Genomic DNA, 26,691 nt, shown 5'->3' with positions numbered 1-26,691 from the left:
CATTTGCGTGCGCCTTTTGTTCCTGCTCTAACCGCCCCATGATCGCCCGCCTCGCCGGCACCCTTGCCGAACTTTCCGCCGACAGCGCCGTGATCGACGTGCGCGGGGTCGGCTATCTCGTGCTGGCGAGTGGCCGGACCCTGTCCGCGCTGCCGCCGGTGGGGGGCGACGTCATCCTGCTGACCGAGCTTCAGGTGCGCGAAGACAGCATGACGCTGTTCGCGTTCGGCGCGGCGGCGGAGCGTGAGACGTTCCGGCAGCTGACCGGGGTGCAGGGTGTCGGCGGGCGGCTGGCGCTGGCGATCCTCACCATCCTCTCGCCCGACGAACTGGCCCGCGCCGTCTCGGCCGGTGATAAGGCGATGATCGCGCGGGCGAGCGGAGTGGGACCCAAGCTGGCCCAGCGCATCGCACTCGAACTGCAGGGCAAGCTCGGTCTCGCCCCGGCGCTCGGACCAGGCACGCCGGCCGCCGCCAATCCGGCGACCAATGACGCCTTGTCAGCGCTCGCCAATCTCGGCTTCAAGCCCGCAGAGGCGGCGCAGGCCGTCGCTGCGGCGGCCGAGGATCTCGGGCTGGATGCCACGCTCGACGCACTCGTCCGTCTCGCGCTCCGAAAGGCCGCCAAATGACCGAACACCGCGCCTCCTGCCGCTGCGGACAGCTGACGGTGATCGCCTCGGGCGAGCCCGTGCGGGTATCGGTCTGCCATTGCCGCAATTGCCAGAAGCGGACGGGCAGCGCCTTTGCCGTGCAGGCGCGCTGGCCCAGCGACCGGGTTCAGACCAGCGGCGAGGCGGCTAGCTTCCGCAAGGTCGGCGACAGCGGCAATTGGGCTGACTTTCACTTCTGCTCCGAATGCGGCTGCGACGTCTGGTTCGTGAATGGCGGGCCGACCTTGCACCCGGCCGTCGGCGACAGCATGGCCATACCACTCGGCGCGTTCAACGACCCGCATTTCGCCACCCCGCAGTTTTCGGTCTTCGAGAGCCGCAAGCACGACTGGCTTGAGATCAGCGGACCAGGGATCCACCACGACTGATGGCCAGCGATCCCGACCGCATCACCACGCCCGAGCGCACCGCCGAGGACGTCGATGCCGCGCTGCGTCCCAAGCGGCTCGACGAGTTCGTCGGCCAGCAGGCAGCGCGCGAGAACCTTCGGGTGTTCATCGCCGCCGCCAAGGCGCGCGGTGAAGCGCTCGACCACGTGCTGTTCTTTGGCCCGCCGGGTCTCGGCAAGACCACGCTGGCGCAGATCGTCGCGCGCGAGATGGGGGTCGGTTTCCGCGCCACCTCCGGGCCGGTCATCGCCAAGTCAGGCGACCTCGCCGCGCTGCTGACCAATCTCGAAGACGGCGACGTCCTTTTCATCGACGAGATCCACCGGCTCAATCCGGCGGTCGAAGAAGTGCTCTATCCGGCGATGGAAGACCGCGCGCTCGACCTCGTCATTGGCGAAGGGCCGTCGGCGCGCTCGGTCAGGATCGACCTGCCGCGGTTCACCCTAGTCGGGGCGACCACCCGGCAGGGACTGCTGACGACACCGCTGCGCGATCGCTTCGGGATCCCCGTCCGGCTCAATTTCTATACCGTGCCCGAGCTTGAGCTGGTCGTACGCCGCGCGGCCAGCCTGCTCGGCGCGCCGTTAACCGAGGATGGCGCCCACGAGATCGCCCGCCGCAGCCGCGGCACGCCGCGCATCGCCGGGCGCCTGCTCCGCCGGGTCCGCGACTTCGCCCATGCCGCGGGCGCCGACAGCATCGACATGGCCGCCGCCGACCGCGCGCTGAGCCGGCTCGAGATCGACAGCCTCGGTCTCGACGCGATGGACCGCCGCTACCTCCACATGATCGCTGACCTCTATGGGGGCGGGCCGGTCGGGGTGGAGACGCTGGCGGCCGGTCTCAGCGAGCCGCGCGACACGATCGAGGACGTGATCGAGCCCTACCTCATTCAGCTCGGCCTCATCGCCCGCACGGCACGAGGGCGTTGCCTCAATGGCAAGGCCTGGACCCACCTTGGCCTGACCCCGCCGACGGGCAGCTCGAACGGCCTCTTCGACTAGGACTAAACGCGTATGTCGCTTCTGCTTGCCCTTGCTGCCCAGGCCGCCGCCGCCCAGCCCGCTCCTGCTGCTGCCCCGGATTATGCCAGGGACGCGACGTGGCTGTGCTTGCCAGGGCGGGCCGACACCTGCTCGGCCCCGCTCGCCACCACCGCGCTGACGAAAAACGGTTATGGCTCGAACGGGCAAGTTCGCCCGGCGGCCAATCCCAAGGTCGACTGCTTCTACGTTTATCCGACCGTCAGCCAGGATCGCGGGCTCAACAGCGACCTCCTTGCCAATGAGGAAAAGAGCGCCGCATCCTCGCAGTTTGCGCGCTTCGCCAGCGTGTGCCGTCCGTTTGCGCCCATCTACCGCCAGATGACCACATCGGCCATCGGCTCCGCCGCGCTGGGGCGCGATATCCGGCCGAATTTCGCGATTGCCTATGGCGACGTGCGGAGTGCGTTTCGTAATTTCATCGGCCGCACGCGCGGGCGGCCGTTCGTGCTGGTCGGACACAGTCAGGGTAGCTGGCTGCTGCAGACGCTGATCGCCAATGAGATCGAGGGCAAGCCGATCGCCGGGCAAATGGCGCTGGCTATCATCCCCGGTTACAATGTGCTGGTTCCGGCCGGAAAGACCGTCGGCGGCACCTTCAAGTCGACGCCGCTCTGCACCCGCGCCGGCCAGCGTGGCTGCGTCGTCAGCTACGTTTCCTATCGCACCAACAACCCGCCGCCGCCGGGCGCCTTGTTCGGCTATGCCCCGGCCGCCGGACAAACGGTCGCCTGCACCAATCCTGCGGCTCTTGGCAGCCGCGGCTGGGCTGATCTCGACAGCTATTGGTACACCCGCGTCACCTATGCAGTGCCCGGAGGCCCGATCCGCTGGTCGACTGAGGGCGCGCCGCCGACGCCCTTCCTGCGCACCGAAGGCCTCGCCTCGGGCCGCTGCGTGCAGGACGGCCAGCGTGGCTATCTCGAGATCCGCACCAACGTCACGCCCGGCGCCAAGTGGACCGACCGGATCGGCGGCGAGGTCGGGATCGGTGGCCTGTTCATTCCAGGCTGGGGCATGCACCTCGCCGACGTGCCGGTCGCGCAGGGCGACCTCCTGCGGCTGGTGGAAGCGGTCAGCCGCTAGCTTTCGACCCAAAACAGTTCTTCCACCCGGCGATCGAGCGCGGCGGCGAGTTTCAGGGCAAGCAGGGTCGAGGGCACGAAGACCCCGTTCTCGACGGTGTTGATGGTCTTGCGCGAAACGCCGACATGATCGGCAAGCTCGGCTTGGGTCAGGCCAAGTTCGAGGCGGCGTTCCTTGAGGCAGGTGCCAAGCCCGTCATTCATCCTCGTCCGACCCGGCCATGTGGTTGAGCCAGGCTTGCCGAAGCACCGCCGTGATCATCGCCGCATTGACCACGCCGAAGACAGCCTTGCCCATGTCGAGCGGGAGGCCGAAGCGGAGCAGCAGCAGGGCGATGCCGCTCACGGTCAGCGCGGCAAATGCCCAGCGAGCGCAATCACCGGCAAGCAACTGGTGCCATTCGTCGCCGATGATCGCCTTGTCTCGCTCGCTCATCCATGGGAGCGGCACGCCGAGGATGCTGAGAAGAATAAGAAGAGTCACCGATGCCCAGGCGAGCGTCGACATCACCTGCCCGGCAATGTCGGTATCGGCTCCGAACATGCTGGTGCCTTGCTGGATGATCACCATGGGGATCAGCCAGAGCATCGACTTGCGTTGCTGTTCGAGATCCTCGACGCTTGGCGCGAGATAATCCGGACGCTGGCGATACCCCATCGGACGCTCCTTGTAACCTGTAGGTGACATGTAACCTTCGGGTTACTTCCGTGTCAAGCGGGGTTCACGCATGAGTCGCGGACCGCTAGAGCCGCCGGGGTGACGACCACCAGCCTCGACCAGCCCTATCGTGGCGGCTTCGTCGGCCCGGAGCATCGCTTCGCGCTGACGGTCTATTTCGAAGACACCGACACCGCGGGCATCGTCTATTACGCCAATTATCTGAAGTTTATGGAGCGGGCCCGCTCGGACATGCTGCGCGCGGCTGAGATCGACCAGCGCGCCGCGCTCGAAGCCGACACCGGCGTCTATGCCGTGGCCGAGGCCAATGTCCGCTACCTGCGCCCGGCAAAGCTTGGCGACGATCTCGTGATCGTCTCCACCGTCGAGGAGGTCCGCGCCGCATCCGTCCGGATTCAGCAACGAGTCATCCGCGCTGGTGAGACTCTGGCCGAGGGGCGGATTACCGCCGCTTTTCTAACCCCCGATGGCCGCCCGACGCGGCAGCCACGGGACTGGGTTGCGCGGTTCGAGGAGATCCGCGCCGCAACGAAGGAGACGCAATGACGGCCCCCGCCGCCGATTTGATGAGCCCGCTTGCCTTGTTCCTTCACGCCGACATCGTGGTGAAGGCGGTGATGATCGGGCTTCTGCTCGCCAGCGTGTGGACCTGGGGGATCATCATCACGCATGCCCGGCGATTGAAGCAAATCAATCGCGACACGGGCACGTGGGAACGCGATTTCTGGGCGGCCAAGGACATCGATGCCTATCACGATGCGCGCGGCAAGGACGACGTGCCGAGCGCTCGGATCGTCACCGCCGGCCTCAAGGAATGGCGCCATTCGGTCGGCCTCGCGACCAGCGACCGAAGCGGCGCGCGCGAGCGGCTGACCACTGTCATGTCGGCCGAGGTCGAAGGCGAGCTCGACCGCTTGTCGGACCGCCTCAACATCCTCGCCACCGTGGCCAGCTCGGCGCCGTTCATCGGCCTGTTCGGAACGGTCTGGGGCATCATGCGCAGCTTCACCGCTATCGCAGGCGCCAATAACACGTCGCTTGCGGTCGTCGCGCCGGGCATCGCCGAGGCGCTGTTCGCTACCGCCATCGGTCTGTTCGCCGCGATCCCCGCGCTGATCGCCTATAACCGGCTGACCCACGGGCTCGACCGGCTGGAAGCCAAGCTGAACCGCTTCGCCGACCGCTTCCACGCGACGCTCAGCCGCGAGCTGGAGCGCGGTTAGTGGGCGCGTCGGTCGGGAGCAGGCGGCGTGGGGGCCGGCGGGCGCCGATGGCCGACATCAACGTCACGCCGCTGGTCGACGTGATGCTGGTGCTGCTGATCATCTTCATGGTGACCGCTCCGCTGCTGGTCGCGGGCGTACCGGTCGACCTGCCGGAAAGCCGTGCGGCGCCGCTCGATAATCAGGTGCAGCCGGTGCAGATCAGCCTCGACGGCGAAGGCCGCATCTTCATTGACGACGGCGAGGTTACCGAAGCCGCGCTGCCGCAGCGCCTCGCCGCCATCGCTGCCGAGCCGGCGCCGGCCGAGGGCCGCCGGATCTTCCTGCGCGCCGATCGCGGGCTCGATTACGGGCGGGTGATGCGGGTGATGGGCGAGCTCAATCGCGCCGGCCTGAACCGCGTCGCCTTGGTCAGCACCGCGGAGGGCGGCCGCCGGTGAGGATCGATACGGGCGAGGCAAAGGGCACGGCGGCGGCGCTGCTGCTGCACGTGGTGCTGGTGGTGGCGCTGACCACCAGTCTCGCCCGTGTACCTAGCCCGCCCGAGCCGCCGCCGGTGCAGGTGGAGTTCGTCGATAGCGACGAGGTAGCACTGACTGCCGCGGCGCCGACGCCCGCCACGCCGCCGCCGGCCGCGCAGGCACCCGCCCCTTCGCCCGACGCGGTGCCCGAGCCGCAGCCCGCTCCGCCGCTCGAGCAGGCGCCGCCACCCCCACTGCCGCAGCCGGTGGTGCGTCCCTCGCCTGCCCCCGTGCCACGCCCGCTGCCACCCCGGCCCGCACCGCCGCAGCAACGAGCACAGGCTCGCCCGGCGCCGCCTGCCGTTCGGCAGCCGCCAGCGCGCCCAGCGCCGGCCCAACCTCGCCCAGCCGCGCCGCGCCAGTCCCGTCTCGGCGATGATTTCCTCCAGGGCATCCCGAGCAATCGTGACCTTGGCCCGCGCGAAGCTTCACCCGGCGCCGCCACCTTCAGCGCCGCCGCCAAGGCCAGCGTCGACAGCGCGATCAAGCGTCAGATCCAGCCCTGCGCCGCGCGCCAGGCGACGCTTGGCCCCGGCGCCGACCGCATCCGGGTCACGGTCAATCTCCGCCTCGACCGCTCGGGCCGCCTGTCGCGCCCGCCCGCGTTGGTTCGCACTTCGGGCGTCGACGAGGACAATGCCAAGTTCGAGGATCTGGCCTATGATCAGGCGGTGGCGGTGTTTCGCGCCTGCTCGCCCCTGCGCTTGCCGGATGAGCTATACAGCACCCCGCAAGGTGGCTGGGGTAACATCAACCTTACCTATGCCGCGAAATGAGGACGATCGATGAAGCGTAATCTGCTGCTCGCCATGACCGCGCTGCTGGCGAGCCCGGCTCTGGCGCAAGGCGAGCCGCCGCCGGTCGACGTCGAAGTGACCAGCGGCGGGGTGAACACGGCCACCTCCATCGCGGTCCCGTCGATGCCGACGGAGGGCGGCGTGGAAATGGCGCTCGGCCGCAACATCTCGGGCGTCATCGCCAGCGGTCTTCGCGCAAGCGGCCGCTTTGCCCCGCTCGGGCCGTCGGGCCTGCCCAATTACAGCATCGCGCAGGCCGATGCGCCGGTATTCGGCGAGTGGCGCGGGCTTGGCGCGCAACAACTGGTGACCGGCTTCGTACGCCCGGCCGGCGCGGGGCAGATCACCGTCGGCTGCTATCTATATGACGTCGGTGCCGGCCGCGAGCTGGTGCGACAGGGTTATCAGGTCACCACCGAAAACTGGCGCCGCGCGGCCAACAAGTGCGCCGACGCCATCTATTCGCGGCTGACCGGCGAGGGCGGTTTCCTCGATACGCGCGTGGTGTTCGTCGCCGAGACCGGCCCCAAGAACAACCGCCAGAAGCGTATCGCGATCATGGATTCGGATGGAGCGAACCTCCGCTATCTGACCGAGGGCGAAGCGACTGTGGTGACTCCACGCTTCTCGCCCGACGGCAGCCGGCTCGCCTACACCAGCTACCAGGGCCGCCGCGCCCGGGTGTGGGTGCTGGATATCGCGAGCGGGCAGAAGCGCCTGCTGGTGCCGGGCCTGGCGCTCACCAGCGCGCCGCGCTTTTCGCCCGATGGCCGCCGTATTGCTTATGCGCTGTCGGCGAATGGCAACACCGACATCTGGGTCGCCAATGCCGACGGCAGCGGCGCGCCGCAGCGGCTGACCAGTGCGCCCGGCATCGACACCGCGCCGAGCTATTCGCCCGACGGCCGCCGGATCGTGTTCGAAAGTGACCGCGGCGGCTCGCAGCAGCTTTACATGATGGACGCCGATGGCTCGAACCAGCGGCGGATCAGCTTTGCCGGCCCGTCGGGCTCACCGGCGTGGAGCCCGCGCGGCGACAAGATCGCGTTCGTCCGCACCGGCTCGTTCCGCATCGGCGTGATGAACGCGGGTGGCGGCGGCGAGCAGATCCTGACCGACGGCTGGCAGGACGAATCCCCAAGCTGGGCGCCCAACGGTCAGTTCGTCATGTTCAATCGCTTCACCCGTGACGGCCGTTCAAGCCTGTTCGCGGTTCCGGTCGGTGGCGGTACTGCCCGCCGCCTCCCCACCCCGCAGGACGGTTCGGACCCGAGCTGGTCCCCGCTGCAGCGCTGACAAGGAGAAAATGATGCGCAATACGCTGATCCTCGCCACTTTGGCGGCAAGCCTCTCCCTCTCTGCCTGCGGCCGTCGACAGGCGCCCGAGACCACGCCGCCGGCGCAGAGCGGCCCGAGCGACCCGGCCGCGGGTACCGGCGCAACGAACGACGAGGTCGGCTTGGTCGAACTGCCTGGCAGCCAGGCGGCGATGGTCGCCGCGGCGGGTTCGGACACGATCTATTTCGGAACGGACAAGTCGGACATTTCAGCCGATGCGCAGGCAACGCTTGCCGCGCAGGCCAAGTGGATGCTCGCCAACCCCAATGTCCGCGCTTCGGTCGAGGGCCATGCCGACGAGCGCGGCACCCGGGAATATAATCAGGCTCTGGGCGAACGGCGCGCGCAGGCGGCCAAGCTGTTCCTGATGGCGCAGGGGGTTCCGGAAAGCCGCCTGCTGACGATCAGCTGGGGCAAGGAGCGCCCGGTCGCTACCGGCTCGGATGAAAGTGCCTGGGCGCAGAACCGCCGCGCCGTGACGGTGGTCGTCCGCTAATCAAGCTGAGCGTCGCCCCGGCAAAGGCCGGGGCCTCGTTCGGTAGGGCGCTTCAATCGGCAAAGATCCCGGCTTGCGCCGGGACGACGTGCCTCATGCTGCGGCGCGAACGGCGCCGCGGCCGGTCATCGCCAGCCACGCCCGTGCCGCTTTCTGAGCCTCGGCGATCTCACGCGCCGACATCTCGACGCTGATTTCGGCCCGGCAGGCTTGGCCGCGGGTGCAGCCGTTCAGTGCCGCGAGGTTGAACCATTTGTGCGCCTCGACCAGGTCGACCGCCGTGCCACCGCGGCCTGTCGAATAGCTCACGCCAAGCTCGAACAGCGCGTTGACGTCGCCGCCCTCTGCATCGCGCAGGCGGCTGAGATTGAGAAACTCCGCACCCTTCTGACCAATTGCCATTGTCTTGAACTCCCCTGTCTCGTTGCAGGCAAGCTCCCCCGTGCGGGCTATTAAATGGTTAACGTGGTAATTACCGTCCTACCTGTTGCTCCAAAGTGACAGCCATATTGTCGATGAGGCGCACTCCGCCGATCGTTGCCGCCGCGATCAGGCGCATGGGTTCGCCAGCCTTTTCAAGCGGTTCAAGGCTGCGCGAATCGACCAGGGCGAGATAGTCCACTTTGGAGAATTCTCCGGACAACAAGGCGGCCCGCGCTCGCTGCAGCGCGGGGGTGACCGCGCCGCCGGCGGCGATTTCCTTACCAACGGCTCGCAAAGCAGTGGGTAGAGCCGCCGCTTTCGCGCGCTGTTCGGGCGATAGCAGCGCATTGCGCGACGACATGGCCAGCCCATTCGCCTCGCGCACGGTGGGGTAGCCAAGGATTGCGACGCCGATGCCGAGATCTTCCTCCACCCGCCGGATTACGGCGAGCTGCTGCCAGTCCTTTTCGCCGAAGATGGCGTGGGTCGGGCGGACGGCCAGCAGCAGCTTCGCCACCACCGTTGCCACTCCGTCGAAATGCCCCGGTCGATGCTCCCCTTCCCACCGGTCACTGACCCCGCGCACCGAAACATTGGTTGCAAAGCCCTGCGGATAGAGCTGGTCCGGCGTCGGCAGCCAGACGAGGTCGCAGCCCGCCTTCTTCAGCCTGGCGAGATCGGCCTCCTCCGTCCGGGGATAGCGGGCAAGGTCGCCCGGATCGTTGAACTGCAGCGGGTTGACGAACACCGTTGCGGCGACATGGGCTGCGCGCCGCCGCCCCTCTGCGATCAGCGCAAGATGCCCGGCGTGCAGCGCTCCCATGGTGGGAACGAGCGCCAGCGTGTCCCCGGCGCCACGAAGCGCCGCCACCGCCGGCTCAAGCTCGCTCAGCTCACGGATGATTTGCACCGCCGAATCCCCCGGTTTACTTGGGTTGCAATAGGACGCGCCTCTGGCGCTACGCGGGGAAGAAACCAAGTGACGAGCCCACATTTCATCGTCTTCGCCAACGAAAAGGGCGGCACCGGCAAGTCGACGACGGCGGTGCACACCGCCGTTGCGCTTGCCGCTGCAGGTCACCGCGTCGCCGCGCTCGACCTCGATCAGCGGCAGCGCACCACCACCCGTTACCTAGAGAACCGCGCGGCCTCGATCCGGCGCCTAGGTGTGGAGCTTCCGCAGCCGGTGTTCCAAGTGCTGGAGAACCAGAGCGAGGAAGCGCTCGACGCCGCGATCGGCGAACTGGCCGCTCAGGCCGACATCCTGGTCATCGACACGCCGGGCCGTGACGATCCGGTCGCCCGCGCCGCCATCCTCAAGGCCGACACGCTCGTCACCCCGATGAACGACAGCTTCGTCGACCTCGACCTCATCGGGCAGGTCAATCCCGACACCTTCAAGGTGACCAAGCCCAGCTTTTATGCCGAACTGATCTGGAACAGCCGCACCGCGCGGGCCAAGACCGCCGGCAAGAGCGTCGATTGGGTCGTCCTGCGCAACCGCCTCCAGCACATCGGCAGCCACAACCAGCAGCGCGTCGGCGCGGCAATGGACGAATTGGCCCGCCGCGTCGGCTTCCGGGTGATCCCGGGCCTCAGCGAGCGCGTTATCTACCGCGAGCTGTTCCCCAAGGGACTGACCCTGCTCGACCTCAAGCAGATCGGCGACGCCGGCATCGCCCATATCGCGGCGCGGCAGGAGCTGCGCGAAATGGTGGCGGGGCTTGGGCTTCCTGGCGCCGAGGCGGCCAAGGCCGCCTGATCTCACGCAGCCCCTCGCAACCTTCTTCTTCTCTCCTCGTTCAGGGGCCGTAATGAGCCACAACTTCGATCCCACCATCCTCCGCGAATATGACATCCGCGGCATCGTCGGCCGCACCCTTCACGAGGAGGATGCCTATGCGCTTGGCCGCACCTTCGCCTCGGAAGGGCATGACGCCGGCGCCAAGCGGCTTGCCGTGGGCCGCGATGGGCGCGAACATTCGCCGCGGCTGGAAGAAGCGCTGATCCGCGGCCTCACCGAAGGCGGGATGGACGTGGTTCGCGTCGGCCAGGGCCCGTCGCCGATGCTTTACTGGGCCGTATCCGAACTGGACGTCGACGGCGGCATCCAGATCACCGGCAGCCACAATCCGGCCGACTACAACGGCTTCAAGATGCTGCTTCCCGGCGGCTCGGTGTTCGGGGCCGCGATCAAGGCGCTGGGCGCCCGCGCGTCGGAGGGCCGCTGGACCGAAGGCCAGGGCAAGATCACCGACGAGGACGTGATGGACCGTTACGTCCAGCGCCTGGTCGAGGATTTCAAGGGCGGCGAGTATCGCATCGGCTGGGATGCCGGCAACGGCGCTGCAGGTCCCGCGCTTGAGAGGCTGGTCAAGCTGCTGCCGGGTGAGCATCACACCATCTTCACGGACGTCGACGGCCGCTTTCCCAACCACCACCCCGATCCCACCGTCGAGAAGAACCTTGAGCACCTGAAGGCGCTGGTCCGCGACAAGAAGCTCGACTTCGGTATCGCCTTCGACGGAGACGGTGATCGTATCGGGGCGGTCGATGGCGAAGGGCGGGTGATCTGGGGCGACCAACTGCTGATGATCCTCGCCGGGCCGGTGCTCGAAGAGCAGCCCGGCGCGACCATCATCGCCGACGTTAAAGCCAGCCAGACCCTGTTCGACCGGATCGGCGAGATGGGCGGCCAGCCTTTGATGTGGAAGACAGGCCACAGTCTCATCAAGTCGAAGATGAAGGAAACCGGCGCGCCGCTGGCGGGCGAGATGAGCGGCCACATCTTCTTCAAGCACCGCTGGTACGGCTTCGACGACGCGCTTTACGCCTCGGTCCGGCTGATCGAGGCGGTGGCTGCGAGCGGCAAGAGCCTGACCCAGCTTCGCACCGAAATGCCGACCTCGGTGTCGACCCCCGAGCTTCGCTTTCCGGTCGACGAGAGCCGCAAGTTTGCGGTGATCGAAGAGGTTCGCAATCGGCTGACGGCCGATGGCGCGACGGTCGATGCAACCGACGGCGTCCGGGTCAACACGCCCGAAGGCTGGTGGCTGCTGCGCGCCTCCAACACCCAGGACGTGCTGGTCGCGCGGGCCGAAGCGACCGACCAGCGCGGCCTCGACCTGCTGGTCACCGAGATCGACCAACAGCTTGCGCTGTCGGACATCGAGCGTATCGAAGGCGACCACTAAGCTGGGTCGTCCGGCGGCTCAGCCGAAGCGCTGGGTCTTGCCGGCCGCATCGAAGACGGTGAGATTGAGCGGGTCCTTGGCCCCGTCCGCCGTTTCCATTCCCGGCGAGCCGCGCGGCATGCCCGGCGCGGAAATGCCGATCACGCCCTTGGGCCTGCGTGCCAGAAGGGTGCGGACCGCCTGCGCCGGCACATGACCTTCGACCACCAAGCCGCCGACCACGGTGGTGTGGCAGCTGTAGACGGCTTCCGGCACCTTAAGCCTTTGCTTGACCGCTGCCATGTCATTGCTCTCCCGCACGGTGACGGCGAAGCCCGCACCGCGCATCGCTGCCACCCATTTCATGCAGCAGCCGCAGGTCGGGCTTCGGTAAGTGGTCATCGCGGTCGGCGCCGCTGCCAGCGCGGGCGCAGCGGAGAGCGCGATCCCGGTGGCGGTGAAGCCAAGCATCTGGCGGCGATTGAGGGGAGCAAGGATCTTGGTCATGTGCGTCATCATGACCCAAGGCACCTCGCCTGTCGATGAACGAGCGCCAGCGGCTCAGCCGTCGTCCTCATCATCGTCATAGCCGACCATGTTGAGCTCTCGCGCCTTGATCTGGCGGGTCATGCACCAGTGCATGAGCGCGTCTTCGCGGCCGTGGGTGATCCACACTTCCTTGGGCGCGATCTCGAGGATGGTGTCGGTGAGTTCGCCCCAGTCGGCATGGTCGGAGATGATCAGCGGAAGCTCGACATTCTTCTGCCGAGCCCGCTGGCGGATCCGCATCCACCCGCTTGCCGCGGCGGTGATCGGGTCGGGCAGGCGCCGGCTCCACCGGTCGTTAAGCGCGCCGGGCGGGCACAGCACGAGATGGCCCATCATGTCTTTCTTGTCGGCGTCGGCGACGAGGCGAAGCTCGCCGAGGTCGATCCCCTGCTCGACATAAAGCGAGCACAGCCGCTCCAGCGCGCCATGAAGATAGATCGGCGACAAATGCCCGCGCCGCCGTGCTTCGGCGATCACTCGCTGCGCCTTGCCCAGCGCATAAGCACCGACCAGCACGCAGCGGTCGGGATTGTCGGCAAGGCGGGTCAGCAGCCGGTCGATCTCGCCCCCGGTCTCGGGATGGTGGAACACCGGCAGGCCGAAGGTCGCCTCGGTGATGAAGATGTCGCATTTGACCGGCAGGAACGGCTCGCAGGTCGGATCGGGTCGCCGCTTGTAATCGCCCGATACGACCACTCGCTCGCCTTTCCAGTCGAGGATGATCTGCGCGGACCCAAGCACATGGCCAGCCGGCACGAAGCTCACCTCCACCTCGCCGACGGTGACGCTTTGCCCGTAGGCGACCTCGCACCCATTCTGGTCGCCGTAGCGCACGCCCATGATCGCCAGCGTCTCGGGCGTCGCCCATACCGTGCCATGCCCTCCGCGGGCGTGATCGGCGTGGCCGTGGGTGACCAGAGCGCGCGCTTGCGGCTGCGACGGATCGACCCAGGCGTCGGCAGGTCGCACATAGATGCCCGTCGGATGGGGCTCGATCCAGGAACCTAGGCGCGGCACGTCTCTTATACGACAAGGATAAGCGGACGGTTCCGCAAGCATAATGAGATGAGGACGCCCCGATGGTCGAGAGCAGCAACGTAGATTATTGGAGCCTGGTGACGATCCTCGGGCCGATCCTGCTGGTCGTGGTGATGGCCTGGGCGTTTCTCAAGAACAAGAAAAGCAAGATCGATCCCGAGATCACCGAGCGCGCCACCCGCGAGAATTATGCCGCCGAACAGCGCGAGCATGAGCGCGACGGCAACAGCGGCCTCTGACCGGGGCTGATCTCCCTCCGCAGGTCGCCGCCTGGTTCGCCAGCCGCGGCTGGCAACCGCGCCGGCACCAGCTGGAGATGCTGGACCGTGCCCGCGCCGGGCGTCATGCCCTGCTGGTCGCAGCGACCGGGGCGGGCAAGACGCTTGCGGGGTTCCTCCCGACCATCTGCGAGCTGGCGGAGGTCCCGGTCGAGGGGCTGCACACCCTCTATATCTCGCCGCTGAAAGCGCTGGCGGTGGACGTCCAGCGCAACCTCCTCGATCCGATCGGGGAGATGGGGCTCGATATCAGGGTAGAGACGCGCACCGGCGACACACCGTCGGATCGCAAGGCGCGGCAGCGGGCCAAGCCGCCGCAAGTCCTGCTGACCACGCCCGAAAGCCTCTCGCTGCTGCTGTCCTATCCCGATAGCTTTACGATGTTCGCCGGCCTCAGAACCATCGTCCTTGACGAGATCCACGCCTTCGCCCGCGACAAGCGCGGCGACCTGCTGGCCTTGGCGCTTGCCCGGTTGCAGCGGATCGCGCCGAACCTGCGCCGCGTCGGCCTTAGCGCCACCGTCGCCGACCCCGACGCCTATCGCAGCTGGCTTGCGCCCGATGCCGACATGGACGAGGTCGACGTCGTGCTGGGCGCCGAGGGCGCGGACCCCGTGCTCGACATCCTGCTGCCTCAGAACCGCGTGCCGTGGTCGGGGCATTCGGGCCGCTATGCCGCGAAGCAGGTGATGGCCGAGATCGAGAAGCACAAGACGACGCTCGTCTTTTGCAACACCCGGGGCCTGTGCGAACTCATCTTTCAGGATCTGTGGAAGGTGAACGAGGCCGGCCTGCCGATCGGCGTCCACCACGGCAGCCTCGCGCTCGAAGCCCGCCGCAAGGTCGAGGCGGCGATGGCGGCGGGGAAGCTCAGGGCGCTGGTCTGCACCTCCAGCCTCGATCTCGGCATCGACTGGGGCGACGTCGATCTCGTCATCCAGATGGGCGCGCCCAAGGGGTCGTCGCGCCTCCTCCAGCGGATCGGCCGCGCCAATCATCGCTTGGACGAACCGAGCCACGGCACCATCGTACCCGGCAACCGCTTCGAATATCTCGAAGCCCGCGCCGCGCTCGACGCGGTGGATGCGCGCGAGCTCGACCCCGAAATCTTTCGCCCCGGCACGCTCGACACGCTGGCGCAGCACATCCTCGCCTGCGCCTGCGCCGCGCCGTTCGAGGAAGCCGAGCTGCTGGCCGAGATCCGCTCCGCCGCGCCCTATGCCGGGCTGACCGACGAGATCTTCCGGGTCGTCCTCAATTACATCGCCACCGGCGGCTATGCCTTGCGCGCCTATGACAAGTTCCGCCGCCTGGTGGAAGAACCGGCGAGCTCGGGCCACTGGCGGATCACCAAGCCGACCGTGGCCGTGCAGCATCGCCTCAATGCCGGGATCATCGTCGACAATCCGATGCTCGACGTCCGCTTCAAGAACGGTCGGATGCTCGGCCGGGTGGAAGAAGGCTTCGCCTCGACGCTTACCGTCGGCGACCACGTCTTCTTCGCCGGCCTCAGTCTCGAGGTGCTACAGTTCAAGGACAGCGACATCCTCGTACAGGCCTCGTCCAAGGAGGCACGGCTGGTCACCTATGGCGGCCAGCGGATGAGCATGACAACGCATCTGGCCGACCGCGTGAAGGCGTTCCTCGCCGACCCGTCGCAATGGTCGCGCTTCCCGCCGGACGTCAGTGAATGGCTGGAAGTCCAGCAGCGCCGCTCGCGCCTGCCGCAGCCGGACGAGCTGCTGGTCGAGACCTTCCCTCACGAAGGCCGCCACTACATGCTGATGTACAGCTTCGAAGGCTGGAATGCGCACCAGAGCCTCGGCATGCTGGTGACCAAGCGGATGGAGAAGCTTGGCCTGAAACCGCTGGGCTTCGTCGCCAACGATTACGCGCTCTCGGTTTATGGCCTAGAACCGATCACCGACCCCGCGCCGCTGCTGGCGCCCGACATTCTCGAGGGCGAATTCATCGAGTGGGTCGAGCAATCGATGCTGCTGAAGCGCGCCTTCCGCGAAGTGGCGGTGATCGGAGGGCTGGTCGAGCGGCAGCACCCGGGCAAGCGCAAGACCGGCAAGCAGGTCAGCTTTTCGACCGATCTCATCTATGACGTGCTACGCAAATATGAGCCCGAGCATCTGCTGATGCGCGCCGCTTGGGACGATGCCCGCGCCCGGATGACCGAGCTTGGCCGCCTTGCCCGGCTGGTCGAGCGGGCGGCGGCGCAGATGGTGCATGTGGACCTGCCGCGCGTCACCCCGATGGCGGTGCCGCTGATGGTCATCATCGGCCGTGAAGCACTGCCGAGCGGGGCCAGCGCGGACGAGGCGTTGCTGGTGGAAGCCGAAAGCGCGCTTGCCGAACTGGCGATGCGGGAGGACTGAGGCGCACCGATCTGTTAGGATGCGATCATGCGCTTCCTGCCAGTCCTGCTCCTCGCCCCCGTCCTCTCGGCCTGCGCCGTCGCCAGCACGGCGGTCGACGTCGTCACCCTGCCGGTCAAGGTCGTGTCCAAGGGCGTTGACCTCGCCACCACCAGCCAGTCCGAAGCCGACGAAAAGCGCGGCCGCGAAATCCGCAAGGAAGAGGAACGCCTCGGCCGCGAGCGGCGCGAGATGGAGCAGCGCTGCCGCAAGGGGCGCGCCCGGCCCGAGGACGTCTGTCCGCCGCGCTAGCGCCGGCCGAGCTTCGCCACCTCGTAGAGATAGTCGACGAACATCATCGTTGCCTCGTCGATCCCCGCCACCTTGGGATTGGTCGAGCGGATCAGGAACCACTCGTTGGGCGCATGGGCGCCGTTGCCGCGACCGATTCCGAACTGGCCGGTCGGCAGGTTGAGCGGCGCGCCGTTGAACACGACGCCTGGCCAGCTTCCGGCGTTGCGCGGGCTCAGCGTGTAGGGAATGCCCGCGCGGTCGAAGACTTTCTTCTGGGCCTGGATGAACGGGCTGTTCTCGTCGGTCTGGTTGGGGCCGTAGCCGCCGCTGACCACCACCTTCACGTCGTCGAACCCGCGCTTGGCGAGATGCGCTTTCAGCTTGGTCTCGACCTCTTGCCGGGTCATGTCGGGCACGAGCCGGAATTCGAGCTTCGCCTCGGCCCGGCCCGGCAGCACGGTCTTGCCGCCGACCCCGGTGTAGCCGCTGACGAGGCCCTGGATGTTGACCGTGGGCTGGCTGAGGAATCGCTCGGAGCTGGTCTGGAAATCCTCGTTCCCGATCCACCGCCCGACGCCGAGCGACTTCTTGACTTCGGCCTCATTGGTGACCGCCACCCGCTGCGAAATCAGCTCTTTCTGGCGGTCGGTGAGCGGCTTCACATTGTCCATGAAGCCGTCGATCGCGGGCGTGTGGCCATCGTCGGCGACCAGCGTGTCGAGCGCCTTCACCAGCCGCCAGGCCGGGCTTTCGATCCGCGCATGATTGCTCGAATGGATGTCGAGCTTGGGATATTTGTCGCTGGTCTCGCCGCCGACGATCAGCTGGAATTCGACCGCCCCCTTGGCACCGAGCGTGATCCCCGCCTGCCCGGTCTGGTCCTGGCCGGCGGTCGGGATGAAGACGCCGACCGTTTTCTTGAGCGCGGCGGCGACTTCCGAATCGGCGACGATTTTCGGAAAATTGGGCGAAGCGATCTCCTCCTCACCCTCTGCCACCAGCACCAGATTGACCGGCAGCTTGCGCCCGCTCGCCTTGAAGGCGTGCAGCGCGGCGAGAAAGGCCATTTCCGGCCCCTTCTGGTTGACCGCGCCGCGGCCCATGATCACCTGGCCCTCGCCCGGACGGTCGACCAGCCGGCCCTCCAGCGGCGGGCTCGACCATTCGGCGGGATCGAACTGCTTGACGTCGTACATGAAGTAGATGCCGAGCGTGACCGGCGCGCCGGCGTCGAGCGTTGCGAACACGCCCGGCACGCCCCCAGACTGCACCACCCGCGCCTGCTGGAAGCCGGCATCAAGCGCAAGGCGCCGCATGTAGTCGGCGCCCTGTTCAACGTTCTTTTTTTCCGCAGCGATGGTGGGAAGCGCGATCCACTCCTGCAGCGCCTTGACCGTGGTGTCGTGACGGCTGGCGACCACCTTGGCGAGATCGGAGCGGCCGGGGGTCTGCGCGGCGAGCGGGGCGGCCATGGCCGCAGTGCCAAGGGCAAGGCTCATCAAGGTCAGGCGCATCGCAAGGTCCCCCATATGTCTGTCGCGGCGGAGACTGGCGCGGACGGCTTGCCTCGTCCAGAGCATCCTGCATGCGTTATTTCCTCGACTGCGAATTCGATGGTTTCGGCGGGCCCTTGCTCAGCCTTGCCCTCGTGCCCGACGATGCGAGCGAGGAATTTTACGCGATCCTCGAGCATGAGAGGCCCTACACCGACTGGGTCGAACGTCATGTCGTCCCGTATCTGGGCACCGTGCCACAGCACCTGCGCGCCGACCCCCAGCCCGCCGCCGACGTCGCGCGCGAATTGTCGCGCTGGCTGACCCCATTCGAGGAAGTCGAGATCGTTGCCGACTGGCCCGACGACATCGCCTATTTCTGCAAGGCGCTGCTGACCGGGAACGGGCAGATGGTGACCGTGCCGGCGCTGACCTTTCGGCTGATGAACCTCGCCGGCTTCTCGACAGCGCGGAACAGCGCCGTCCCGCACAATGCGCTGCATGACGCCCGCGCGCTGCGCGATCATGTGGTCAACCGCGGCTACTAAGCCGTTGCGGCGCAGGCGAAAGTCAGGCTAAGCGGCGCCACGATGGTTCCCCTTTCGTTCGCCGGACATGATTTCCTCGCCGATCCGCAGGGTGCCCTGTGGTGGCCGGCCCGGCGTGCGCTGCTGGTCGCCGACCTCCATCTCGAAAAAGCAAGCTGGTACGCCAAGCTCGGGCAGTTCCTGCCGCCCTATGACAGCCAGGCGACGCTTGCCGCGCTGACCGAGGTGGTCGATCGCACCGGGGTCGAGCGGCTCTATTGCCTAGGCGACAGTTTCCACGACAAGTTCGGCTGCGACCGTCTGCCCGAGGCCGCTCGCGCGATGCTGCTGGCGCTGACCGCCCGGCTCGACTGGACCTGGATCCTCGGCAACCACGATCCCGGCTTCGCCGACCATTGCGGCGGCACGCTGATGGAAGAGGTCGAGGTCGACGGCCTGATCCTCCGCCACGAAGCCGACATCCGAGATCCCCGGCCAGAGCTTTCGGGCCATTATCATCCCAAGCTGCGCCTGCAGGTCCGCGGTCGCCGGGTCAGCCGGCGCTGCTTCGTCGCCAGCGGGGCGAAGCTGATCCTGCCGGCGTTCGGGGCGCTGACCGGCGGGCTCGACGCGAGCCACAAGGAGATCCTGCGCAAGGTCGGCTCGCCCGCCACGGCCCTGATCCCGATCAAGGACCGCCTGCTGAGCTTCCCGCTCGCCGCCTAGTCGACCAGCCGGGCCTTCACGAGGCCGCGCAGCATGTTGCCGACCATGAACCCGCCCTCGAGGTCCTCGCGGCGAAGGTCACCTTCGACGGCCTTGCCTTCGGCGATCAGCTTGGTGCGAAGGATTCCGGGGATGAGCCCGCGCGACAGCGGCGGGGTCACCAGCATGCCGTCCTCGCGCTTCACGAACAGCGAGGTGAAGCTTCCCTCGGTCAGCCAGCCGTCGCCGTCCGCAAAGATCACCTCGTCCGCGCCGCTTCTGATCCGCGCCTCGTCGTAGAAGCCGCGGTCGGTGGTCTTGTAGCGCAGCCGGTAGTCGTCGCTCGGAACCGGCAGCGGCACGATCTTGATGTTGGCAGCCTCGGTGCGGGCGCGCGGCAGCGGGCGCACCTCGACAGCCATGGTCCCACTCGGCGACAGCAGCAGCCGGGCCAGCGCAGGGGTTCGCCGAGCAAAGGTCGCAGCCTGAAGCTCGTTGCGGGCAGCGTGGCGGTTGAAGCGGAATTCGAGCGCTTGAGCCGAGGCCATCAACCGGTCGAGATGGCGGTCGAGTTCGATCACGCCTTCACTGGGATCGAACCGCATGGTTTCGATCAGGTCGATTGCCGGTCGGTCACGCGTCAAAAAGGCCCCCTTTGACTTGCACTCGTCCCACTCATCGGCCGCAACAGAGTCGACCACAAGCCCGGAACCGAGGCCGAGCGTCGCCGCCGCACGATTTGAGCCTATCTCGAGCGTGCGGATCAGCACGTTGAACGCGGCGTCGCCGCTCGGCTCGATCCACCCCGCCGACCCGCAATACGCGCCGCGCGGGTGCGGTTCGAGCGTCCGCAGCGCCTTCATTGCCGCGACCTTGGGCGCGCCGGTGACCGAGCCGCAGGGAAAGATCGTGCGCAACACATCGACCGCGTCGAGCCCGGGCCGGAGCTTGGCGGTCACCCGGCTCACCATCTGGGTGACGGTCGGATAGCGCTCGATGGCGAAGAGTTCGGGCACCGCGACGCTGCCCGGCTCGGCCACCCGCGAAAGATCGTTGCGGAGGAGGTCGACGATCATCAGATTCTCGGCGCGGCTCTTGGCATCTTGGGTCAGCACAGCGTCAGGCGCGTCGGGCGCGGCGGTCCCTTTCATCGGCCTGGCTTCGATGACGCCGCTGCGCAGGGTGAAGAATTGCTCGGGACTGCAACTCAGCAGCCAGCCGCCGGGATGGCGGATCAGCGCGCCCCAGCCGGCCTGCGACGCCTGCCGAAGCCGAGCATAGAGCGCCGCCGGATTGCCTTGAAAGGCGACGGTGCAGGGGAAGGTCAGATTGACCTGGTAATGCTCCCCGGCGCGAAGCTGCTCGTGAACCTCGGCGACCGCCGCCAGATACTCGTCTCGCGACAGGCGCGGCTGCGGCGCCCCATTCCACGCCCCGTCGGGGGCCGGCAGCATTGCCGCCGCGTCGATGTCTTCGAAGCCTTTGAAAAAGCCAAACCATAGCAACGGCCCCTCGCCCTGCCGCGCCGCCTCGGCCAGCGCCGGATCGAGTGCGTAGCCCGCTTCGTAAGCGAGAAACCCTGCGGCGTGCGCGCCGCCGCGCACCGCCGCCTGCAGCACGTCGAGCGCGGGCAGCACGTCTTCCATTCGCTCGGCGCGGATCTCGCCCACCGGCCGCCGATAAAGCCGCGCCCGCTCGCCCCGGCGGGCATCGTCGAACAGGAGAAAGGGCGCGTCCACGAACTAGCGTTTGCAAGCGCCGCGCCGCTTCGTAAAGTCGCGCCCATGCACAAGCTCTTCCTGCTCGCCGCCGCGAGCCTGCTCCCGGTGTCCGCAATGGCTCAGACGTCCGCGACTTCCACCCAGATCGATCCCAAGGTCAGCCAGCGGATCGACCGGATCCTCAAGCGCACTCCGCTGATCGACGGGCATAACGACCTGCCGTGGGCGCTGCGCGGCGACTTCGGTAGCAAGACCGAGGGCTTGGCGAGCGGGACCGACAGCTGGAAGCCGCCGCTGATGACCGACATGGCGCGGCTTCGTGCCGGCCGGGTCGGCGGGCAGTTCTGGTCGGTCTATATCGACGGCACCACGCTCGGCGACGAAGCGATCCGCGTGACGCTGGAGCAGATCGACACCGCCCACCGGATCATCGATGCCTATCCCGAAACCCTGCGCTTCGCCCGCTCGGCCGACGAGATGGAAGCCGCGCACAAGGCGGGGCGGATTGGCTCGATGCTGGGGATCGAGGGCGGGCGGCAGATCGGCGGCTCGATGGCGGCGTTGCGCCGCTTCTACGACCTTGGCGCGCGCTACATGACGCTGACCCACAACCAGACCACCGAATGGGCCGACGCCGGGACCGACCAGCCCAAATATGATGGCTTGTCGCCGTTCGGGGTCGAGGTGGTGAAGGAGATGAACCGGCTCGGCATGCTGGTGGACCTGAGCCACGTCGCCCCCGCGACGATGCGCGATGCGATCGCCGCGTCCAAGGCGCCGGTGATCTTCTCCCACTCCAGCGCGGCGGGCATCAATCCGCATCCGCGCAATGTCCCCGACGACGTGCTCCGCATGATGCCGGCCAATGGCGGCGTGGTGATGGTGACTTGGGTGCCGAGCTTCCTCAGCCCCGCGCAGTGGAAATGGGACGGTGAACAGGCCGCCGAGGAAGCCCGCCTCAAGACCTTCAACCGCGCCAACGCCGCCGCGGTCACCAAGGGCATGGAAGCCTGGGTCGCCGCCAATCCGCGCCCGGTCGTCGGCATCAAGGATGTCGCCGATCACATCGACTATGTCGCCCGCGTCGCCGGTCACGATCACGTCGGCATCGGCGGCGATCTCGACGGCATTCCGCGCACGCCGGTCGGGCTGGAAGGCGTCGAAGCCTATCCGCGCCTATTCGCCGAACTCATCCGCCGCGGGTGGAGCGACGCCAACCTCGCGAAGCTCGCGGGCGGCAACGTGCTGCGCGCGCTGCGTGGGGCGGAAGCGACCGCCAAGTCGATGAAGGACGTGCCCCCGTCGATGGCGATGCTGACCCCCGCCAAGCCTGCCAACTAGGAGCCTGACACCCATGCTGACCCGCGTCTCGCTGGCCCTTGCCGCCCTGCTCGCCACGACGGCCAACGCCCAGAACAGCACGCCCAAGCCGGCCGCGCTGACAGTGCAGGCCGTCCCGCCCGTCCCGGCCGAACTCGCTGCCAAGACCCGGCCCTACATGGAGCTGCGCAGCGCGTCGTTCGCCGGGTGGAACGCCCGCGACCGCTCGATGCTGATCCGCACCCGTTTCGGCAACGTGCCGCAGCTGCACCGCGTCGCGGCGCCGATGATGGACCGCCAGCAGATCACCTTCGAGCCCGAGCCGGTCGGCGGCAGCTGGGCCCCGTCGGGGGACGTGCTGGTCACGCAGATGGATCGCGGCGGCGCCGAATTTTTTCAGCTCTATCGCCTCGACGGCGGGCAGATGACGCTGCTTACCGACGGCAAGAGCCGCAACAGCCTTGGCGCGTGGAGCAAGGACGGCAAGCTCCTCGCCTACAGCTCGACCCGCCGCAACGGCACCGACAGCGACCTTTACGTCATGGATCCGCGCGATCCCAAGACCGACCGGCTGGTGGCCGAGGTCAAGGGCGGCGGCTGGGGCATCGCCGCCTTTGCGCCCGGCACTGCCAAGGCGCTGGTGCTGAACTACCAGCAGGTCACCAACAGCGACCCCTATCTTCTCGACCTCGCGACCCGGCAGCTGACCCCGCTCGGCGATCTCAAGAAGGACATCGCTTACGGCGGCGCCGAATTCGCGCCGGACGGGTCGCTGTGGGTGCTGTCGGACGAGAATAGCGACGTTCAGCGGCTCGGGCGGATGGACACGGTGACCGGCAAGTTCACGCCGGTAGCCAACGCCGGCCGGTGGGACATCGACAGCTTCGATATCTCGGACGACGGCCGCTCCATCGCATACTTCACCAATGAGGCCGGGATCAGCCGCCTCTACCTACTCGACACCGCCAGCGGCGCCTCGCGGCAGGTGACGTCGCTCCCGGTCGGCGTCGCCGGCGGGATCGAATGGTCGCCGTGGGGCGAGCTCGGTTTCACCTTCAATTCGGCGCAGGGCACCGCCGACGCGTGGTCGCTCAACCCGCAGACCGGCAAGCTCACCCGCTGGACGCAGAGCGAGACCGGCGGCCTGGACTTCTCGCGCAATCCGTCGGCGCAGCTGATCGAGGTCAAGAGCTTCGACGGCGAGCGCGTGTCGGGCTTTCTGTATCGCCCCGACCCCGCCAAGTTCCCGGGCAAACGGCCGGTGGTGGTCGACATCCATGGCGGCCCGGAAGGCCAGGAGCGCCCCGGCTTCATGGGCCGCGACAATTACCTCATCAACGAACTCGGCATCGCCATTTTCCTCCCCAACGTCCGCGGCTCGACCGGCTTCGGCAAGCGCTTCGTCAGCCTCGACAACGGGCCGTTCAAGCGTGAGGATTCGGTCAAGGACATCGGCGCCTTCCTGACCGCGCTCAAGGCCGATCCGGCGATCGACGCCGGGCGCATGGCGGTGACCGGCGGAAGCTACGGCGGCTACATGTGCTACGCCAGCGCGATCCGCTACGCCGCCGACTTCAAGGGCGCGCTGTGCAACGTCGCCATTTCCAACTTCGTGACGTTCCTGGAAAGTACGCAAAGCTATCGCCGCGATCTGCGCCGCGTCGAATATGGCGACGAGCGCATCCCCGCCCAGCGCGCCAAGCTGGAGGAGATCAGCCCGCTGCGCCGCATTGGCGAGATCAAGGCGCCGATGTTCGTGGTGCAGGGCGCCAACGATCCGCGGGTGCCCAAGTCCGAAGCCGATCAGGTGGTCGCTGCCCTCAACGCCCGGCCGGGCGCCGCTCCGACCTGGTACATGGTCGGCGAAAACGAAGGCCACGGCTTCGGCAAGAAGGAGAACCAGGACTATCTGTTCTGGTCGACCCTGCAATTCTGGCAGCAGACCCTGCTGCGCGACCTGCCCACCACCACGGCCGCCGCACGATGAGCCGCGCCCTCCGCCTGCTTGGCTCCCACTGGTACGTCCCGGCCTTCGCCGCGATGCTTGCGGGCTGCTGGCTGTTCGCCCGCAACGCGACCTTTATGGCGTCGGGCGGCGAGGCCGCGCTGCTGATCGACCTCTGCCTGACCGCGCCCCTGCTCTACCTCCTGTGCTACGCCCGTCGACAGCCGCTGCGGGTGTCGCTGATCCGCGCCCTGGCGATCGCCTGCGGCGGGATCTGGCTGGCCAGCTGGCTGATCCCGGCTGGGCAGCAGCACCTCCTCGGGCAGCTTGCGCCCTGGCGCTGGGCCGGTCTCGGCGTGGTCGCCTTGTTCGAGGTCGCCATCCTTGTGGCTGCGATCCGGATCGCCTTCTCGGCTACCGGAACCACCAGCGAACTGACCGCGGCTACCGATGCGCCTGAATGGGTTTCCCGGCTCATGCTGTGGGAGGCGAGGCTCTGGCGCGGCCTCTGGCACTGGCTGAGCGGGCATCGCCCGTGAGCGATGAAAACAATCCGCCGCTGAAGGCGATGGTGATTCCGGTCACCCCGCTGCAGCAGAATTGCACCCTCCTGTGGTGCACCGCGACCAACCGGGCGGCGTTGTGCGATCCGGGCGGCGACCTGCCCAAGATCCGCTCGGCCATCGCGCAGGCGGGGGTCATTGTTGAGAAGATCATCCTCACTCACGGCCACATCGACCATTGCGGCCAGGCCGGGCAGCTGGCAGCCGAGCTCGGCGTGCCGATTGAAGGCCCGCACCTCGATGACCTGTTCTGGATCGCCCGGCTGGCCGACGACGGCGCGGCCTACGGAATCGACGCCTCGCCGTTCGAACCCAATCGCTGGCTGACCGATGGCGAGCAGGTCACGGTCGGCGACCTCGTGCTCGATGTCTACGAAACACCCGGCCATACGCCGGGTCACGTCATCTTCCACCACCCGCCCTCCAAGCTGGCGCTGGTCGGCGACGTGCTGTTCGCAGGCTCGATCGGGCGAACCGACTTTCCGCTGTCCGATCACCAGGCCCTGCTCGATTCGGTCAAGAACAAGCTTTGGCCGCTTGGGAACGAGACCGTGTTCATCCCCGGCCATGGCCCCGCCAGCAGCTTCGAGCGCGAGCGGGCCAGCAACCCCTTCGTTGGAGACAAGGTGCTGGCCTGACCCGCTTGCCCTTGCTTCGGCGGCGCTTTGCGCTATAGGCCGCCCGTTCGCGACGATCCTTGTCGCCGCCCCGGGGCTCTGGCCCTGGTGAGCCGGTGGAGGAGCGTCGCCTTCTTTTTTGACCGCAACAGCTTAGAACAGGTGCCGCAATGGCCGTCCCCAAGAGAAAGACCTCGCCCTCGAAGCGCAACATGCGCCGCAGCCATCACGCGCTGACCCCGGCGAGCTTCCAGGAATGCCCGAACTGCGGCGAGCTCAAGCTCCCGCATAACCTCTGCTCGGCCTGCGGCCATTATAACGGCCGCGAGATCGTCTCGACCGAAGCCTGACTGGCGTCGCTGACGTGACCGCCAGGTCGGCCAGCGCCCGCAGTTTGGACGCTCCACGGATTGCCGTGGACGTGATGGGTGGCGATGGCGGCCCGGAAGCGGTCCTCGGCGGTGTCGAGCGCGCGCTGAAGGCAGATCGTTCGCTGCGCTTCCTGCTGGTCGGTGACGAGGCGGTCATCGCCCCGCATTTCGAGCGCCGGCCGCTGCCCGCCGGCAGCGCCACGATCCTCCACGCCCCCGACAGCATCGCCGGCGACGAGAAGCCGAGCCAGGCGCTGCGCCGTGCCCGCACGACCTCGATGGGCCTTGCCATCAATGCCGTGAAAGACGGCAGCGCCGATGCCGCCTTGTCGGCCGGCAACACCGGCGCGCTGATGGCGATGAGCAAGCTCGCACTGCGCACCATGCCGGGCATCGACCGCCCGGCGCTGACCGCGCTGCTGCCGACCCTCGGCAATCACGACTGCGTGATGCTCGACCTTGGCGCCAACACGGAAAGCGACGCCCAGAACCTTGTCCAGTTCGCTGTCATGGGCGCGGCTTATGCCCGCACCGTGCTAGGCCTCAAGAAGCCGCGGGTGAAGATCCTCAACATCGGCACCGAAGAACTGAAGGGCACCGATGAGATCAAGGAGGCCGCTGCATTGCTGCGCGAGGCGACCTACCTCCATCTCCAGTTCGACGGCTTCACCGAGGGCGACCAGCTGTCGCGCGGCAAGGTCGACGTGGTGGTGACCGACGGCTTCTCGGGCAACATCGCGCTCAAGACCGCCGAGGGCACCGCACGCTTTGTCACCGATCTTCTGCGCCGCGCCTTTACCTCTTCGCTGCGGTCCAAAGCCGGCTTCGCGCTGTCCAAGCCGGCGCTGCACATGCTCAAGGTCCACTTGGACCCCAACAATCACAACGGCGCGGTCTTCCTTGGCTTGAACGGCCTGGTGGTGAAAAGCCACGGCGGCGCCAACGCCAAGGGCGTCGCCAACGCCATCGCCGTCGCCGCCCGGATGGTGCGCGGCGATATCGTCAACCAGGTGGTGAGCGATCTCGACGAGTTCCGCGCCCATGCTTTTGCCGCAAGTGAGTAGCG

General features: G+C 67.5%; 31 protein-coding genes. 23 read left to right on the top strand and 8 right to left on the bottom strand.

The features are described 5' to 3' along the window. Positions 1–38 precede the first annotated feature (38 nt). The 4 genes from ruvA to ACP69Z_RS04960 are packed head-to-tail and all read left to right on the top strand — an operon-like array spanning position 39 to position 3,192. Positions 39–632: a Holliday junction branch migration protein RuvA gene (gene ruvA / locus ACP69Z_RS04975; protein WP_426266426.1), complete on the top strand. Its 594-nt coding sequence runs from the start codon at positions 39–41 to the stop codon at positions 630–632. After that, positions 629–1,042, top strand: coding sequence for a GFA family protein (locus tag ACP69Z_RS04970; RefSeq protein WP_426266425.1), 414 nt, complete (start codon positions 629–631; stop codon positions 1,040–1,042). The genes ruvA and ACP69Z_RS04970 overlap by 4 nt, the downstream gene beginning before the upstream one ends. Beyond that, entirely contained in the window at positions 1,042–2,067 is a 1,026-nt protein-coding gene (ruvB, locus tag ACP69Z_RS04965; protein WP_426266424.1) for a Holliday junction branch migration DNA helicase RuvB, read from the top strand. The genes ACP69Z_RS04970 and ruvB overlap by 1 nt, the downstream gene beginning before the upstream one ends. A 12-nt stretch (positions 2,068–2,079) precedes the next feature. After that, complete coding sequence (locus ACP69Z_RS04960; protein WP_426266423.1) at positions 2,080–3,192, top strand: DUF3089 domain-containing protein; 1,113 nt, start codon at positions 2,080–2,082, stop codon at positions 3,190–3,192. Here ACP69Z_RS04960 and ACP69Z_RS04955 read toward each other — a convergent pair. Continuing rightward, positions 3,189–3,395, bottom strand: a complete 207-nt coding sequence (locus ACP69Z_RS04955) for a helix-turn-helix transcriptional regulator (RefSeq protein WP_426266422.1) — start codon at positions 3,393–3,395, stop codon at positions 3,189–3,191. The genes ACP69Z_RS04960 and ACP69Z_RS04955 overlap by 4 nt on opposite strands. After that, positions 3,388–3,849 carry a hypothetical protein gene (locus ACP69Z_RS04950; RefSeq protein WP_426266421.1) on the bottom strand — a complete coding sequence of 154 codons (462 nt, stop codon included), beginning with the start codon at positions 3,847–3,849 and terminating at the stop codon, positions 3,388–3,390. Before ACP69Z_RS04950 ends, ACP69Z_RS04955 begins: the two co-directional genes overlap by 8 nt. A gap of 99 nt (positions 3,850–3,948) precedes the next feature. On the opposite strand from ACP69Z_RS04950, the gene ACP69Z_RS04945 reads away from it, so the two are divergent. The 6 genes from ACP69Z_RS04945 to pal are packed head-to-tail and all read left to right on the top strand — an operon-like array spanning position 3,949 to position 8,245. Then, complete coding sequence (locus ACP69Z_RS04945; protein WP_426266420.1) at positions 3,949–4,416, top strand: YbgC/FadM family acyl-CoA thioesterase; 468 nt, start codon at positions 3,949–3,951, stop codon at positions 4,414–4,416. Further along, on the top strand, positions 4,413–5,093 hold the full coding sequence (tolQ, locus tag ACP69Z_RS04940; RefSeq protein ID WP_426266419.1) for a protein TolQ: 681 nt from the start codon (positions 4,413–4,415) through the stop codon (positions 5,091–5,093). Before ACP69Z_RS04945 ends, tolQ begins: the two co-directional genes overlap by 4 nt. A gap of 47 nt (positions 5,094–5,140) precedes the next feature. Further along, positions 5,141–5,533 (top strand): protein TolR, encoded by a 393-nt coding sequence (tolR, locus tag ACP69Z_RS04935; RefSeq protein WP_426266418.1) that lies wholly within the window; start codon positions 5,141–5,143, stop codon positions 5,531–5,533. Then, positions 5,530–6,390, top strand: coding sequence for a hypothetical protein (locus ACP69Z_RS04930; RefSeq protein ID WP_426266417.1), 861 nt, complete (start codon positions 5,530–5,532; stop codon positions 6,388–6,390). Before tolR ends, ACP69Z_RS04930 begins: the two co-directional genes overlap by 4 nt. Before the next feature lie 9 nt (positions 6,391–6,399). Further along, positions 6,400–7,707, top strand: coding sequence for a Tol-Pal system beta propeller repeat protein TolB (tolB, locus tag ACP69Z_RS04925; protein WP_426266416.1), 1,308 nt, complete (start codon positions 6,400–6,402; stop codon positions 7,705–7,707). Positions 7,708–7,720: 13 nt separating this feature from the next. Next, on the top strand, positions 7,721–8,245 hold the full coding sequence (gene pal / locus ACP69Z_RS04920) for a peptidoglycan-associated lipoprotein Pal (RefSeq protein WP_426266415.1): 525 nt from the start codon (positions 7,721–7,723) through the stop codon (positions 8,243–8,245). Between the two features lie 93 nt (positions 8,246–8,338). Here pal and ACP69Z_RS04915 read toward each other — a convergent pair whose 3' ends face one another. After that, entirely contained in the window at positions 8,339–8,647 is a 309-nt protein-coding gene (locus ACP69Z_RS04915; protein ID WP_426266414.1) for a hypothetical protein, read from the bottom strand. Positions 8,648–8,717: 70 nt separating this feature from the next. Continuing rightward, positions 8,718–9,578, bottom strand: coding sequence for a pantoate--beta-alanine ligase (gene panC, locus ACP69Z_RS04910; RefSeq protein WP_426266413.1), 861 nt, complete (start codon positions 9,576–9,578; stop codon positions 8,718–8,720). A gap of 69 nt (positions 9,579–9,647) precedes the next feature. On the opposite strand from panC, the gene ACP69Z_RS04905 reads away from it, so the two are divergent. After that, a complete protein-coding gene (locus tag ACP69Z_RS04905) occupies positions 9,648–10,430 on the top strand; it encodes a division plane positioning ATPase MipZ (protein WP_426266412.1) in 783 nt (260 codons plus the stop codon). Between the two features lie 52 nt (positions 10,431–10,482). Next, entirely contained in the window at positions 10,483–11,862 is a 1,380-nt protein-coding gene (gene pgmG / locus ACP69Z_RS04900) for a phosphoglucomutase/phosphomannomutase PgmG (protein ID WP_426266411.1), read from the top strand. 18 nt (positions 11,863–11,880) lie between these two features. Here pgmG and ACP69Z_RS04895 read toward each other — a convergent pair whose 3' ends face one another. Together ACP69Z_RS04895 and ACP69Z_RS04890 are read right to left on the bottom strand one after the other, a co-directional pair. After that, on the bottom strand, positions 11,881–12,360 hold the full coding sequence (locus tag ACP69Z_RS04895; protein WP_426266410.1) for a DUF411 domain-containing protein: 480 nt from the start codon (positions 12,358–12,360) through the stop codon (positions 11,881–11,883). Between the two features lie 42 nt (positions 12,361–12,402). After that, positions 12,403–13,449 carry a ligase-associated DNA damage response exonuclease gene (locus ACP69Z_RS04890; protein WP_426266409.1) on the bottom strand — a complete coding sequence of 349 codons (1,047 nt, stop codon included), beginning with the start codon at positions 13,447–13,449 and terminating at the stop codon, positions 12,403–12,405. A 20-nt stretch (positions 13,450–13,469) separates the two neighbouring features. On the opposite strand from ACP69Z_RS04890, the gene ACP69Z_RS04885 reads away from it, so the two are divergent. From ACP69Z_RS04885 to ACP69Z_RS04875, 3 genes are read left to right on the top strand one after another with little or no spacing between them, the layout of a single operon-like run. Beyond that, positions 13,470–13,667: a hypothetical protein gene (locus tag ACP69Z_RS04885; RefSeq protein WP_426266408.1), complete on the top strand. Its 198-nt coding sequence runs from the start codon at positions 13,470–13,472 to the stop codon at positions 13,665–13,667. Then, a complete protein-coding gene (locus ACP69Z_RS04880; protein WP_426268049.1) occupies positions 13,664–16,090 on the top strand; it encodes a ligase-associated DNA damage response DEXH box helicase in 2,427 nt (808 codons plus the stop codon). Before ACP69Z_RS04885 ends, ACP69Z_RS04880 begins: the two co-directional genes overlap by 4 nt. Before the next feature lie 27 nt (positions 16,091–16,117). Next, positions 16,118–16,381, top strand: coding sequence for a hypothetical protein (locus ACP69Z_RS04875; RefSeq protein WP_426266407.1), 264 nt, complete (start codon positions 16,118–16,120; stop codon positions 16,379–16,381). Here ACP69Z_RS04875 and ACP69Z_RS04870 read toward each other — a convergent pair. Further along, a complete protein-coding gene (locus ACP69Z_RS04870; protein ID WP_426266406.1) occupies positions 16,378–17,877 on the bottom strand; it encodes a M20/M25/M40 family metallo-hydrolase in 1,500 nt (499 codons plus the stop codon). The two genes, ACP69Z_RS04875 and ACP69Z_RS04870, sit on opposite strands and share 4 nt — an antisense overlap. Before the next feature lie 71 nt (positions 17,878–17,948). Here ACP69Z_RS04870 and ACP69Z_RS04865 point away from each other — a divergent pair, with 71 nt between their 5' ends. Beyond that, positions 17,949–18,404 carry a hypothetical protein gene (locus ACP69Z_RS04865; protein ID WP_426266405.1) on the top strand — a complete coding sequence of 152 codons (456 nt, stop codon included), beginning with the start codon at positions 17,949–17,951 and terminating at the stop codon, positions 18,402–18,404. 42 nt (positions 18,405–18,446) lie between these two features. Further along, on the top strand, positions 18,447–19,109 hold the full coding sequence (gene pdeM, locus ACP69Z_RS04860; RefSeq protein WP_426266404.1) for a ligase-associated DNA damage response endonuclease PdeM: 663 nt from the start codon (positions 18,447–18,449) through the stop codon (positions 19,107–19,109). Here the strand turns inward: pdeM and pabB are convergent. Beyond that, complete coding sequence (gene pabB, locus ACP69Z_RS04855; protein WP_426266403.1) at positions 19,106–20,827, bottom strand: aminodeoxychorismate synthase component I; 1,722 nt, start codon at positions 20,825–20,827, stop codon at positions 19,106–19,108. The genes pdeM and pabB overlap by 4 nt on opposite strands. Before the next feature lie 45 nt (positions 20,828–20,872). Between pabB and ACP69Z_RS04850 the strand changes: the two genes are divergently transcribed. The 6 genes from ACP69Z_RS04850 to plsX all read left to right on the top strand — a co-directional run bounded on the left by ACP69Z_RS04850 (position 20,873) and on the right by plsX (position 26,689). Next, positions 20,873–22,150: a dipeptidase gene (locus tag ACP69Z_RS04850; RefSeq protein WP_426266402.1), complete on the top strand. Its 1,278-nt coding sequence runs from the start codon at positions 20,873–20,875 to the stop codon at positions 22,148–22,150. 13 nt (positions 22,151–22,163) lie between these two features. Beyond that, entirely contained in the window at positions 22,164–24,116 is a 1,953-nt protein-coding gene (locus ACP69Z_RS04845) for a prolyl oligopeptidase family serine peptidase (protein ID WP_426266401.1), read from the top strand. Continuing rightward, a complete protein-coding gene (locus ACP69Z_RS04840) occupies positions 24,113–24,613 on the top strand; it encodes a hypothetical protein (RefSeq protein WP_426266400.1) in 501 nt (166 codons plus the stop codon). Before ACP69Z_RS04845 ends, ACP69Z_RS04840 begins: the two co-directional genes overlap by 4 nt. A 29-nt stretch (positions 24,614–24,642) precedes the next feature. Then, the gene (locus ACP69Z_RS04835) at positions 24,643–25,275 is read left to right on the top strand and encodes an MBL fold metallo-hydrolase (RefSeq protein ID WP_426268048.1); all 633 of its coding nucleotides are present in this window, start codon (positions 24,643–24,645) and stop codon (positions 25,273–25,275) included. A 149-nt stretch (positions 25,276–25,424) separates the two neighbouring features. Next, positions 25,425–25,604, top strand: a complete 180-nt coding sequence (rpmF, locus tag ACP69Z_RS04830) for a 50S ribosomal protein L32 (RefSeq protein WP_294005306.1) — start codon at positions 25,425–25,427, stop codon at positions 25,602–25,604. Positions 25,605–25,648: 44 nt separating this feature from the next. Beyond that, the gene (gene plsX, locus ACP69Z_RS04825) at positions 25,649–26,689 is read left to right on the top strand and encodes a phosphate acyltransferase PlsX (RefSeq protein WP_426268047.1); all 1,041 of its coding nucleotides are present in this window, start codon (positions 25,649–25,651) and stop codon (positions 26,687–26,689) included. The last annotated feature ends 2 nt before the right edge of the window (positions 26,690–26,691 follow it).

The organism is Sphingomonas sp. LHG3443-2 (assembly GCF_049896405.1).
Taxonomy (GTDB): Bacteria; Pseudomonadota; Alphaproteobacteria; order Sphingomonadales; family Sphingomonadaceae; genus Sphingomicrobium.
The sequence above is the reverse complement of the archived record's forward strand: the minus strand, read 5'-3'. Positions and strand labels throughout refer to the sequence as shown.

Excerpts from the sequence above, each read along its gene's own strand:
- ruvA (WP_426266426.1), top strand. The coding sequence starts at position 39 with ATGATCGCCCGCCTCGCCGGCACCCTTGCCGAACTTTCCGCCGACAGC.
- ACP69Z_RS04970 (WP_426266425.1), top strand. The coding sequence starts at position 629 with ATGACCGAACACCGCGCCTCCTGCCGCTGCGGACAGCTGACGGTGATC.
- ruvB (WP_426266424.1), top strand. The coding sequence starts at position 1,042 with ATGGCCAGCGATCCCGACCGCATCACCACGCCCGAGCGCACCGCCGAG.
- ACP69Z_RS04960 (WP_426266423.1), top strand. The coding sequence starts at position 2,080 with ATGTCGCTTCTGCTTGCCCTTGCTGCCCAGGCCGCCGCCGCCCAGCCC.
- ACP69Z_RS04955 (WP_426266422.1), bottom strand. The coding sequence starts at position 3,395 with ATGAATGACGGGCTTGGCACCTGCCTCAAGGAACGCCGCCTCGAACTT.
- ACP69Z_RS04950 (WP_426266421.1), bottom strand. The coding sequence starts at position 3,849 with ATGGGGTATCGCCAGCGTCCGGATTATCTCGCGCCAAGCGTCGAGGAT.
- tolQ (WP_426266419.1), top strand. The coding sequence starts at position 4,413 with ATGACGGCCCCCGCCGCCGATTTGATGAGCCCGCTTGCCTTGTTCCTT.
- tolR (WP_426266418.1), top strand. The coding sequence starts at position 5,141 with ATGGCCGACATCAACGTCACGCCGCTGGTCGACGTGATGCTGGTGCTG.
- tolB (WP_426266416.1), top strand. The coding sequence starts at position 6,400 with ATGAAGCGTAATCTGCTGCTCGCCATGACCGCGCTGCTGGCGAGCCCG.
- pal (WP_426266415.1), top strand. The coding sequence starts at position 7,721 with ATGCGCAATACGCTGATCCTCGCCACTTTGGCGGCAAGCCTCTCCCTC.
- ACP69Z_RS04915 (WP_426266414.1), bottom strand. The coding sequence starts at position 8,647 with ATGGCAATTGGTCAGAAGGGTGCGGAGTTTCTCAATCTCAGCCGCCTG.
- pgmG (WP_426266411.1), top strand. The coding sequence starts at position 10,483 with ATGAGCCACAACTTCGATCCCACCATCCTCCGCGAATATGACATCCGC.
- ACP69Z_RS04895 (WP_426266410.1), bottom strand. The coding sequence starts at position 12,360 with ATGATGACGCACATGACCAAGATCCTTGCTCCCCTCAATCGCCGCCAG.
- ACP69Z_RS04890 (WP_426266409.1), bottom strand. The coding sequence starts at position 13,449 with ATGCTTGCGGAACCGTCCGCTTATCCTTGTCGTATAAGAGACGTGCCG.
- ACP69Z_RS04885 (WP_426266408.1), top strand. The coding sequence starts at position 13,470 with ATGGTCGAGAGCAGCAACGTAGATTATTGGAGCCTGGTGACGATCCTC.
- ACP69Z_RS04875 (WP_426266407.1), top strand. The coding sequence starts at position 16,118 with ATGCGCTTCCTGCCAGTCCTGCTCCTCGCCCCCGTCCTCTCGGCCTGC.
- ACP69Z_RS04870 (WP_426266406.1), bottom strand. The coding sequence starts at position 17,877 with ATGCGCCTGACCTTGATGAGCCTTGCCCTTGGCACTGCGGCCATGGCC.
- ACP69Z_RS04865 (WP_426266405.1), top strand. The coding sequence starts at position 17,949 with ATGCGTTATTTCCTCGACTGCGAATTCGATGGTTTCGGCGGGCCCTTG.
- pdeM (WP_426266404.1), top strand. The coding sequence starts at position 18,447 with ATGGTTCCCCTTTCGTTCGCCGGACATGATTTCCTCGCCGATCCGCAG.
- ACP69Z_RS04850 (WP_426266402.1), top strand. The coding sequence starts at position 20,873 with ATGCACAAGCTCTTCCTGCTCGCCGCCGCGAGCCTGCTCCCGGTGTCC.
- ACP69Z_RS04845 (WP_426266401.1), top strand. The coding sequence starts at position 22,164 with ATGCTGACCCGCGTCTCGCTGGCCCTTGCCGCCCTGCTCGCCACGACG.
- ACP69Z_RS04840 (WP_426266400.1), top strand. The coding sequence starts at position 24,113 with ATGAGCCGCGCCCTCCGCCTGCTTGGCTCCCACTGGTACGTCCCGGCC.
- ACP69Z_RS04835 (WP_426268048.1), top strand. The coding sequence starts at position 24,643 with ATGGTGATTCCGGTCACCCCGCTGCAGCAGAATTGCACCCTCCTGTGG.
- rpmF (WP_294005306.1), top strand. The coding sequence starts at position 25,425 with ATGGCCGTCCCCAAGAGAAAGACCTCGCCCTCGAAGCGCAACATGCGC.